This is a genomic window from Pseudomonas sp. Leaf59 (genome assembly GCF_920984685.1).
Classification (GTDB): domain Bacteria; phylum Pseudomonadota; class Gammaproteobacteria; order Pseudomonadales; family Pseudomonadaceae; genus Aquipseudomonas.
Genome location: NZ_CAKLBR010000006.1, coordinates 293995 through 303490, shown reverse-complemented (window position 1 = coordinate 303490; position 9496 = coordinate 293995). Strand labels below are relative to the sequence as shown.

Annotated in this window: 8 protein-coding genes; 6 read left to right on the top strand and 2 right to left on the bottom strand. The window is 60.8% G+C overall.

Features of this window, described 5'->3' with window-relative positions; genetic code table 11:
- Nucleotides 1-448: 448 nt before the first annotated feature.
- The gene (locus LUB09_RS09645; RefSeq protein WP_209988193.1) at nucleotides 449-1942 is read right to left on the bottom strand and encodes a CoA-acylating methylmalonate-semialdehyde dehydrogenase; all 1494 of its coding nucleotides are present in this window, start codon (nucleotides 1940-1942) and stop codon (nucleotides 449-451) included.
- 40 nt (nucleotides 1943-1982) lie between these two features.
- Entirely contained in the window at nucleotides 1983-3332 is a 1350-nt protein-coding gene (locus tag LUB09_RS09640; protein WP_209988188.1) for an aspartate aminotransferase family protein, read from the bottom strand.
- 126 nt (nucleotides 3333-3458) lie between these two features.
- Between LUB09_RS09640 and LUB09_RS09635 the strand changes: the two genes are divergently transcribed.
- The 6 genes from LUB09_RS09635 (at nucleotide 3459) to LUB09_RS09610 (ending at nucleotide 9424) form a co-directional block, all read left to right on the top strand.
- A complete protein-coding gene (locus LUB09_RS09635) occupies nucleotides 3459-4379 on the top strand; it encodes a LysR family transcriptional regulator (protein WP_209988184.1) in 921 nt (306 codons plus the stop codon).
- 88 nt (nucleotides 4380-4467) lie between these two features.
- Nucleotides 4468-5862 (top strand): uracil-xanthine permease family protein, encoded by a 1395-nt coding sequence (locus LUB09_RS09630; protein ID WP_209988181.1) that lies wholly within the window; start codon nucleotides 4468-4470, stop codon nucleotides 5860-5862.
- An 87-nt stretch (nucleotides 5863-5949) separates the two neighbouring features.
- On the top strand, nucleotides 5950-6609 hold the full coding sequence (locus LUB09_RS09625) for a TetR/AcrR family transcriptional regulator (protein WP_209988177.1): 660 nt from the start codon (nucleotides 5950-5952) through the stop codon (nucleotides 6607-6609).
- 12 nt (nucleotides 6610-6621) lie between these two features.
- On the top strand, nucleotides 6622-7203 hold the full coding sequence (locus LUB09_RS09620) for an IMPACT family protein (protein WP_231422449.1): 582 nt from the start codon (nucleotides 6622-6624) through the stop codon (nucleotides 7201-7203).
- A gap of 54 nt (nucleotides 7204-7257) precedes the next feature.
- A complete protein-coding gene (locus LUB09_RS09615) occupies nucleotides 7258-7944 on the top strand; it encodes an SDR family oxidoreductase (protein ID WP_231422448.1) in 687 nt (228 codons plus the stop codon).
- Nucleotides 7945-8065: 121 nt separating this feature from the next.
- Complete coding sequence (locus tag LUB09_RS09610) at nucleotides 8066-9424, top strand: 8-oxoguanine deaminase (protein WP_231422447.1); 1359 nt, start codon at nucleotides 8066-8068, stop codon at nucleotides 9422-9424.
- Nucleotides 9425-9496 lie beyond the last annotated feature (72 nt).

Here is a 9496-nt window from a genome sequence, read left to right as displayed (position 1 = left end):
TTAAGATCTTTCGTCTCAACCGAGGCGCGCATTCTACAGCAGCCTCATTTGCTGTCAAGTGATTATTTTCAGAAGCTTTCGAAGAATTCTTCAACAACTTCAACCACTTGCGCTTCCGATCTCTCGTCAGCGGGAGGCGAATTCTACAGCGTTACACGCTGCTGTCAACACCTCTTTTTCTCCGCTTTCGACCGAGAAGATCGAAACGTTAATAGCGCCAAACAATACCGCACTATCAACTTCTTCTGGACTTCGATGAACTGAAGCAACTCGCTGCCGAATCTTGCATAACCACTTGTTTACCAAGGAGTTTTCCGTTTCGACTGCGCCGGAAGTGGGGCGAATTATAGACTTCCAGAATCTGCCGTCAATACCTATTTTCATCTTTCTGTCATAAACCCCCAAAAACAAAAAAAACCGGCCCAAAGGGGCCGGCTTTCATCGCATCCTACAAACTAGGGAAAGCAAACTGCGACGCTTCATGACTGGCCCGCTGCGGCCAGCGCTGGGTGATCGCCTTGCGACGCGTATAAAAGCGCACCCCGTCGGGCCCATAGGCGTGCAAGTCACCAAACAGCGAACGCTTCCAGCCACCAAAGCTGTGATAGGCCACCGGCACCGGCAGTGGAACGTTCACACCCACCATGCCCACCTCAATTTCGTCACAGAACAAACGCGCCGCCTCCCCGTCACGGGTAAAGATGCACGTACCGTTACCATACTCGTGATCGTTGATCAGTTGCATCGCCGCTTCCAGGCTGCTCACGCGCACTACGCACAGCACCGGCCCGAAGATCTCTTCCTTATAGATACGCATCTGGGGTGTCACACGGTCAAACAAACTGCCGCCCAAAAAGAAGCCCTGCTCATTCCCGGCAATGCTCAAGCCGCGCCCATCCACCACCAACTCAGCACCCGACGCCACGCCGTCTTCTATATAGCCGCTGACCTTGTCCCGTGCCTGCCCCGTCACCAATGGGCCCATATCCAGGCCGCACGTAGTGCCCGCACCAATCTTCAGCGCCTTGACCTGCGGCACCAGCTTGGCGATCAACGCATCCGCCACCTGGTCGCCCACGCACACCGCCACCGAGATCGCCATGCACCGCTCACCGCACGAACCATAGGCAGCGCCCATCAGGGCACTGACGGCGTTGTCCAGATCCGCGTCCGGCATCAGCACCGCATGGTTCTTCGCCCCGCCCAGCGCCTGCACGCGTTTACCGCGTCTGGTCGCCTCGGCATAAATGTACTCGGCAATCGGCGTCGAACCCACAAAGCTAAGCGCCTTGACCTCCGGCGCTTCAATCAAGGCATCCACCGCCCCTTTGTCGCCGTGCACCACACTGAGCACGCCCTTGGGCAAGCCGGCTTCCTGCAGCAATTGCGCGATCAACAGCGTTGAGCTCGGATCACGCTCCGACGGTTTGAGGATGAAACAGTTACCGCACACGATCGCCAGCGGGTACATCCACAACGGCACCATCGCCGGAAAGTTGAACGGCGTAATACCGGCCACCACGCCCAACGGCTGGAAATCCGACCAGGCATCAATATTCGGCCCCACGTTGCGGCTGTACTCGCCCTTGAGAATCTCCGGCGCCGAACACGCGTACTCCACGTTCTCGATCCCGCGCTTCAACTCACCGGCGGCGTCTTCCAGCGTCTTGCCATGCTCCTCGCTGATCAGCTGCGCGATACGCGCCTCGTTCTGCTCCAGCAATTGCTTGAAACGAAACATCACCTGCGCCCGCTTGGCGGCTGGCGTATTGCGCCAGGCCGGGAAGGCGGCCTTGGCGGTGTCAATCGCACTTTGAATGGTTTCGCGACTGGCCAACGGCACCTGGTGGATGACCTGGCCGGTGGACGGGTTGTACACATCAGCCGTACGGCCGCTGTCGCTGACCCATTCACCGTTGATCAAATGCTGGATAACGCTCATGCAGGACTCCTGAAAAATTGTTCTATAGAGAAGGAGAAAATCAATCGATCTTGCGCAGCACTTCGCCAACGGCATCAAACAAGCGGTCCAGGTCCTGCGCCTTGCTGTTGAACATTGGCCCGAACTGCAAGGTGTCTCCGCCAAAGCGCACATAGAAACCGGCCTTCCATAACGCGATACCCGCCTCGAAGGGACGCACAATCGCATCACCATCACGCGGCGCAATCTGGATGGCACCGGCCAGGCCATAGTTGCGGATGTCGACCACGTTCTTGCTGCCCTTCAAACCATGCAGCGCATTCTCGAAGTGAGGTGCGATGTCGGCCACGCTCTGCACCAGGTTTTCCTTCTGCAACAGGTCGAGTGCCGCCAGGCCCGCCGCGCAGGCCACGGGATGGGCCGAGTAGGTGTAGCCGTGGGGAAACTCCACCGCGTACTCCGGCGTCGCCTGGTTCATGAAGGTTTGATAGATCTCACTGCTGGCGACCACCGCTCCCATAGGGATTGCGCCGTTGGTAACTTGTTTGGCGATACACATCAGGTCCGGCGTCACGCCGAAACTGTCGGCGCCGAACATTGAGCCGGTACGGCCGAAACCGGTGATCACTTCATCGAACACCAGCAGGATATTGTGCTGATCGCAGATCTCGCGCAGACGCTTGAGGTACCCCTGTGGCGGCACCAGCACACCGGCTGAACCTGCCATCGGCTCGACAAATACGGCGGCGATATTCGAGGCGTCGTGCAACTCGATCAACTTGAGCAACTCATCGGCCAACGCAACGCCGCCCTGCTCCGGCATACCGCGGGAGAACGCATTGCTCGCCAGCAACGTGTGAGGCAGATGGTCAACATCCATCATGGCCTGACCAAACATCTTACGGTTGCCATTAACCCCGCCCAGGCTGGTACCGGCAATATTCACACCGTGATAACCACGGGCGCGGCCGATCATCTTGGTCTTGGTCGCCTGGCCTTTCAGGCGCCAGTAGGCACGTACCATCTTCACCGCGGTATCGGCGCACTCGGAGCCCGAATCGGTGAAGAACACATGGTTCAGATTACCCGGGGTCAACTCGGTAATCTTTTCCGCCAACTGGAAGGACAACGGATGACCGTATTGAAAGCCCGGCGAGTAGTCCAACGTGCCCAATTGTTTGGTCACCGCTTCCTGGATTTCCTTGCGCGTATGCCCGGCGCCGCAGGTCCACAGGCCCGACAGGGAGTCATACACCTGGCGCCCCTTGTCATCCGTCAACCAGCTACCTTGCGCTGCCACGATCAGGCGCGGGTCACGCTGGAAACTGCGATTGGCGGTATACGGCATCCAATGCGCATCCAGCTTCAACTGGCTGGCAAGGGACGATGGGGCGTTTTCGGGCATGTTCATCAGCAAAACCTCGCAGGGCAAACGGCAGCGTCGGGATCGATAAAGTGTAGTTGCGAGTAAATTGCCATGGCGATAAAGTCAATGAAATCCAACTTTTCTAACCTTCAGTCAGGCCTTCACTAAACTATGAGCAGTCGCAGGCCAGATCCCCTCGCTCAAGTCAGCGACTTCGATATCCGCCTGCTGCGCATCTTTCGCAGCGTGGTCGAATGTGGCGGTTTTTCGGCGGCGGAGACCGTACTCGGCATTGGCCGCTCGGCCATCAGCCAGCAAATGAGCGACCTGGAGCAACGCCTCGGGCTGAGACTCTGCCAACGTGGACGCGCCGGGTTCTCGCTGACCGAAGAAGGTCGCGAGGTCTACCAATCCGCCTTGCAACTGTTGAGCGCGCTGGAAAGTTTTCGCACCGAGGTCAACGGACTGCACCAGCACCTGCGCGGCGAGTTGATCATCGGCCTCACCGACAACCTGGTCACCCTGCCCCACATGCGCATCACCCACGCCCTGGCGCAATTGAAAGAACGCGGCCCGGACGTGCAGATCCAGATCCGCATGATCGCCCCGAACGAAGTGGAACAAGGCGTACTCGACGGCCGCCTGCATGTCGGCGTCGTACCTCAGGCCAGCGCATTGTCCGGCCTTGAATACCAGCCGCTGTACAGCGAACGCTCACTGCTCTATTGCGCCGTCGGCCACCCGCTGTTCTACGCCGACGACAAACAGCTGGACGATGCCCGCATCGACAGCCAGGACGCCATCGCGCCCACCTTCCGTCTGCCCGCCGAGATCCAGGCGCACTACCAGGCCCTGCGCTGCACGGCCAGCGCTTCCGACCGTGAAGGCATGGCGTTCCTGATCCTCACCGGGCGCTATATCGGTTATTTGCCCGACCACTACGCCAGCCTGTGGGTGCAACAAGGCCGACTGCGCGCGCTGAAATCGGCTACACGTTTTTACGATTTGAGCCTGGCATCGGTCACGCGCAAAGGCCGTCGCCCTCATTTGGTGCTGGAAAGCTTTCTCGAAAGCCTCGCCGCAACCCGCTGACTAGGGTCTCAAGCAAAAAGCTGAGCAACTGGACAGTTTTTTGCAAGGACGCAACTACCTTGAACCGTCCGCCTTGAGTTGACCCACCATGCCCCCAGAATCCTTGAGCCCCAGCGACCTGATCTACGGCCTCGACGACCGCCCGAAACCCGCACCGGCTATGCTCGCCGCCCTGCAACATGTGCTGGCCGCCTTCGTCGGCATCATCACCCCGCCACTGATCATCGGTTCCACGCTGGGTCTCAGCGCCTACTTACCCTACCTGATCAGCATGGCATTGATGGTTTCCGGCGCAGGCACGTTCATCCAGGCGCGCAGGCCGTTTGGTATCGGAGCCGGCATGATCTGCCTGCAAGGCACCAGCTTTGCGTTTCTCGGCGCAGTGCTGTCGGCGGGTTTTCTGGTGAAGCAACGCGGCGGCAGCCCGGAGGACATCATGGCGATGATCTTCGGTGTGTGTTTCTTCGGTGCCGCGGTGCAGATCGTGCTCAGCCGCTTCATCGGCCAACTGCGTCGGGTGATCACCCCGCTGGTGACCGGCATCGTGATCACGTTGATCGGCATCAGCCTGATCAAGGTCGGCATCACCGACCTGGGCGGCGGCTTCAACGCGCCCGACTTCGGCGCGCCCACCAATTTGGCGCTCGGCCTGTTCGTGGTGCTCACCATCATCCTGCTCAACCGCTCCGCTACGCCGTGGGTGCGCCTCTCGGCCATCATCATCGGCCTGGCCCTGGGCAGCCTGGCCGCTTGGTTCAGCGGCAAACTCGTCCCCCAGGCGCTGCCGGACTTGCCCTGGGTCAGCGTGCCGACCCCGTTTCGCTTCGGATTCAACTTCGACTGGAGCGCCTTCCTGCCAATCGCGCTGATTTATCTGATCAGCAGCATCGAAACCGTGGGCGACCTCACCGCCAACTGCATGATCGCCCGCCAACCCATCAGCGGCCCTTCCTATATAAGCCGACTCAAAGGCGGCGTACTGGGCGACGGCGTGAGCTGCATGATCGCCGCCACCTTCAGCGCCTTTCCCAACACCACCTTTGCGCAAAACAACGGCGTGATCCAACTCACCGGTGTGGCCAGCCGTTACGTCGGCTTATATATAGGCGTGCTGCTGTTTTGCCTCGGATTGTTTCCGCTGATTGGCGCCGTGCTGCAGCAAATCCCCAAACCGGTGCTGGGCGGCGCGACCCTGGTGATGTTCGGCAGCGTGGCCGCCGCCGGCGTGCGCATCCTCGCCCAGGCCCCGCTGGACCGGCGCAGCATGCTGATCATCGCCACCTCGTTCGGCGTCGGCCTGGGCATCGCCGCCCAGCCCAATCTGCTGCACCTGATGCCCACCCTGGTGCAGAACCTGTTCGACTCGGCCATCACCAGCGGCGGCTTGACCGCTATCGTGCTGTGCCTGCTGTTGCCCGAAGCCAAGGCGAGCCCGGTTGGCGCAAACCCGGCAACCGAAAGCGACACCCTGGAACCGCTTTGACGGTTTTATTGCATCAGGACTTGTCTGAGGCTTGAGGGTGGGTTATCTGTGCACACGTCGTCTCTATCGATCAGCACGGAAACCTCCATGAGCCTCGAAGTTCCTGCCCACAGCAACCACGCCGGTAAACCTGCCAGCCGCATTCGGCAAAAGAACGAACAAGCGATTCTGCGGGCTGCTGAAGATGAGTTCGCGCGCCATGGCTACAAAGGCACGAGCATGAACACCATCGCGGCCAGTGCCGGACTGCCCAAAGCCAACCTGCATTACTACTTCACCAACAAGCTGGGCCTGTATATCGCAGTGCTCAGCAATATCCTCGAACTGTGGGACAGCACCTTCAACGCGCTGACCGCCGAGGACGACCCCGCCGTGGCGCTCAGTCGTTACATCCGCACCAAGATGGAGTTCTCTCGGCGCCAGCCCCAGGCCTCGCGGATCTTCGCGATGGAGATCATCAGCGGCGGCGAATGCCTCACCGAATATTTCAGCCAGGACTACCGCGCCTGGTTCAGCGGCCGTGCGGCGGTGTTCCAGGCCTGGATCGACGCCGGCAAAATGGACCCGATCGACCCCGTGCACCTGATCTTCCTGCTGTGGGGCAGCACCCAACACTACGCCGACTTCGCTACCCAGATCTGCCGCGTCACCGGTCGCACCCGGCTGACCAAGCAGGACATGGAAGAGGCCGGCACCAACCTGATCCACATCATTCTCAAAGGCTGTGGCATCAAGCCAGCCCAATAAACGAAGCGACTTATGCCTTACACGCTGACCGGCCTTTGCGAATTTCGCGAAGAAATACGCAAAAGCCGCTTTATTACCCTGGCCGCGCCGATCACCACTGCGCAGGACGCTCAGGCGTTTATCGAGCACCACAGTGACCTCAACGCCACCCACAACTGCTGGGCCTGGAAACTGGCCGATCAATACCGCAGCAACGACGACGGCGAACCCGGTGGCACCGCCGGGCGCCCGATACTCGCTGCCATCGAGGCGCAAGGGTTCGATCAGGTCGCGGTGCTGGTGATCCGCTGGTACGGCGGCATTCAACTGGGCACCGGCGGGCTGGCCCGCGCCTATGGCGGCGGCGCCAACAAGTGCCTGCAAACGGCCGAACGCATCGAGCTGATCAGCCGTGTGGCGCTGAGTTGCTCCTGCGGCTTCTCCGAACTGAACCTGGTCAAGCTGCGCGTGGCCGAACTGGACGGGCTGATCGTGGAAGAAAATTTCACCGCCAATGGTGTCGAGCTGCAACTGGCCCTGGGCGAAGCGCACATCGACACCCTGCAGACCCAACTGGCCGATCTGAGCCGTGGCCGTATCCTGCTGCAACGCTGAACCTGCTACTGTTGCCCACTGCACCCTGAACCGCTACTGCAAAGGAAGCTTTTCATGTCTACGCAAAAAACCGCACTGATCATCGGCGCCTCGCGCGGCCTGGGCCTTGGCCTGGTCAAGCAATTGCTGCAGGACGGCTGGGACGTCACCGCCACCGTGCGCGACCCGAGCAAGGCCGATGCCCTGAAGGCCGTCGGCCCGGTACAGATCGAAAAACTGGACATGGACGATCAACAAGCCGTAATCGCCGTGAGCCAGCGTCTCAAGGACCGCACCTTCGACCTGCTGTTCGTCAACGCCGGCGTCAAGGGCCCGGACAACCAGGAACCGGGCCACGCTACCCTGGCGCAGGTCGGCCAGCTGTTTTTTACCAACGCCGTGGCGCCGATCAACCTGGCCCAGCGCTTTGTCGGGCAAATCCGCAAGGACAGCGGTGTGCTGGCGTTCATGAGTTCGGTGCTGGGCAGCGTGACCATCCCCGACGGTTCGGATATGGCGCTGTACAAAGCCAGCAAGGCCGCGCTCAACTCCATGACCAACAGTTTCGTCACCCAACTGGGCGGAAAAAAACTCACCGTACTGTCGTTGCATCCGGGTTGGGTGAAGACCGACATGGGCGGTGAGAACGCGCACATCGATGTCGACACCAGCGTGCGCGGCCTGGTGGACCAGGTAAATGCCTACACCGGCAAAGGCGGTCATCACTTCGTGGACTACAAGGGCGACACCATCGCCTGGTAATCTTCCCGCCTGGAGCGAGCTTGCTCGCTCCAGCACCTCGCCCTCCCCGGCGACCCTGGATCAGCAGACAGGGCAACACTGAGCTGGCAAACCTGAACCCATCATTCAGAGGAGCCGGCCAATGCCTGCGACCCATATCTGGTTAAAAAACCCCCTCGCGATATTCACCGCCAATGGCCTCGATGCCCGTGGCGGCCTGGTGCTGCAAGACGGTGTGATCAGCGAAGTACTGGCCCACGGCCAGGCGCCCGCACATCCCTGCACACAGGTGTTCGACGCCCGCGAGCACGTGATCCTGCCGGGCCTGATCAACACCCATCACCACTTCTACCAGACCCTGACCCGCGCCTGGGCACCGGTGGTCAACCAGCCGTTGTTCCCCTGGCTGAAAACCCTCTACCCGGTGTGGGCGCGGCTGACGCCGCAAAAGCTCGCGCTGGCATCCAAGGTCGCCCTCGCCGAATTGCTGCTCTCCGGCTGTACCACCGCCGCCGATCACCATTACCTGTTTCCCGACGGCCTGGAGCACGCGATTGACGTGCAAGTGCAAAGCGTGCGCGAACTGGGCATGCGCGCCATGCTCACTCGCGGTTCCATGAGCCTGGGCGAAGCCGACGGCGGCCTGCCGCCGCAACAGACCGTGCAACAAGGCCAGGTGATTCTCGACGACAGCCAGCGCCTGATCCGCGACTACCACGAACGCGGCGACGGCGCGCAGATCCAGATTGCCCTGGCGCCCTGCTCACCGTTCTCCGTCACCCGCGAAATCATGCAAGCCAGCGCCGAGTTGGCCAGTCAACTCGATGTACGCCTGCACACGCACCTGGCGGAAACCCTCGACGAAGAAGATTTCTGCCTGCAACGCTTCGGCCTGCGCACCGTGGATTACCTCGACAGCGTCGGCTGGCTTGGCCCGCGCACCTGGCTGGCCCATGGCATTCACTTCAACCCGGATGAAATCGCACGCCTGGGCGCGGCCGGCACCGGTATCTGCCATTGCCCCAGCTCGAACATGCGCCTGGCGTCCGGCATCTGCCCCACCCTCGACCTGCTCGCCGCTGGCGCGCCGATTGGCCTTGGCGTGGACGGCTCGGCGTCCAACGATGCGTCGAACATGATCCTCGAGACGCGCCAGGCGTTGTATATCCAGCGCCTGCGCTACGGCGCCGAAAAAATCACCGCCGAAGGTGTGCTTGGTTGGGCGACCAAAGGCTCGGCGCAGTTATTGGGACGTACGGATATCGGCGAATTGGCCGTAGGCAAACAGGCAGACCTGGCGCTGTTCAAACTTGATGAACTGCGCTTTTCCGGCAGCCATGACCCGATTTCGGCGCTGCTGCTGTGCGGTGCCGACCGGGCCGATCGGGTGATGGTGGGCGGCAAGTGGCGCGTCATCGACGGTCAGATCGAAGGCCTCGACCTCAAGGGCCTGATCGCCGATCACACCCAGGCCGCGCGGCAATTGATCGCCGGGACCTGAGCCAGACACCATTCAAAATGTGGGAGGGGGCTTGCTCCCGATAGCAGTGGATCAGTCAGCTTATCTGTAGCT

Bases quoted from the DNA above. Each gene is read 5' to 3' on its own strand.
- LUB09_RS09645 (WP_209988193.1), bottom strand. From the start codon at position 1,942: ATGAGCGTTATCCAGCATTTGATCAACGGTGAATGGGTCAGCGACAGC.
- LUB09_RS09640 (WP_209988188.1), bottom strand. From the start codon at position 3,332: ATGAACATGCCCGAAAACGCCCCATCGTCCCTTGCCAGCCAGTTGAAG.
- LUB09_RS09635 (WP_209988184.1), top strand. From the start codon at position 3,459: ATGAGCAGTCGCAGGCCAGATCCCCTCGCTCAAGTCAGCGACTTCGAT.
- LUB09_RS09630 (WP_209988181.1), top strand. From the start codon at position 4,468: ATGCCCCCAGAATCCTTGAGCCCCAGCGACCTGATCTACGGCCTCGAC.
- LUB09_RS09625 (WP_209988177.1), top strand. From the start codon at position 5,950: ATGAGCCTCGAAGTTCCTGCCCACAGCAACCACGCCGGTAAACCTGCC.
- LUB09_RS09620 (WP_231422449.1), top strand. From the start codon at position 6,622: ATGCCTTACACGCTGACCGGCCTTTGCGAATTTCGCGAAGAAATACGC.
- LUB09_RS09615 (WP_231422448.1), top strand. From the start codon at position 7,258: ATGTCTACGCAAAAAACCGCACTGATCATCGGCGCCTCGCGCGGCCTG.
- LUB09_RS09610 (WP_231422447.1), top strand. From the start codon at position 8,066: ATGCCTGCGACCCATATCTGGTTAAAAAACCCCCTCGCGATATTCACC.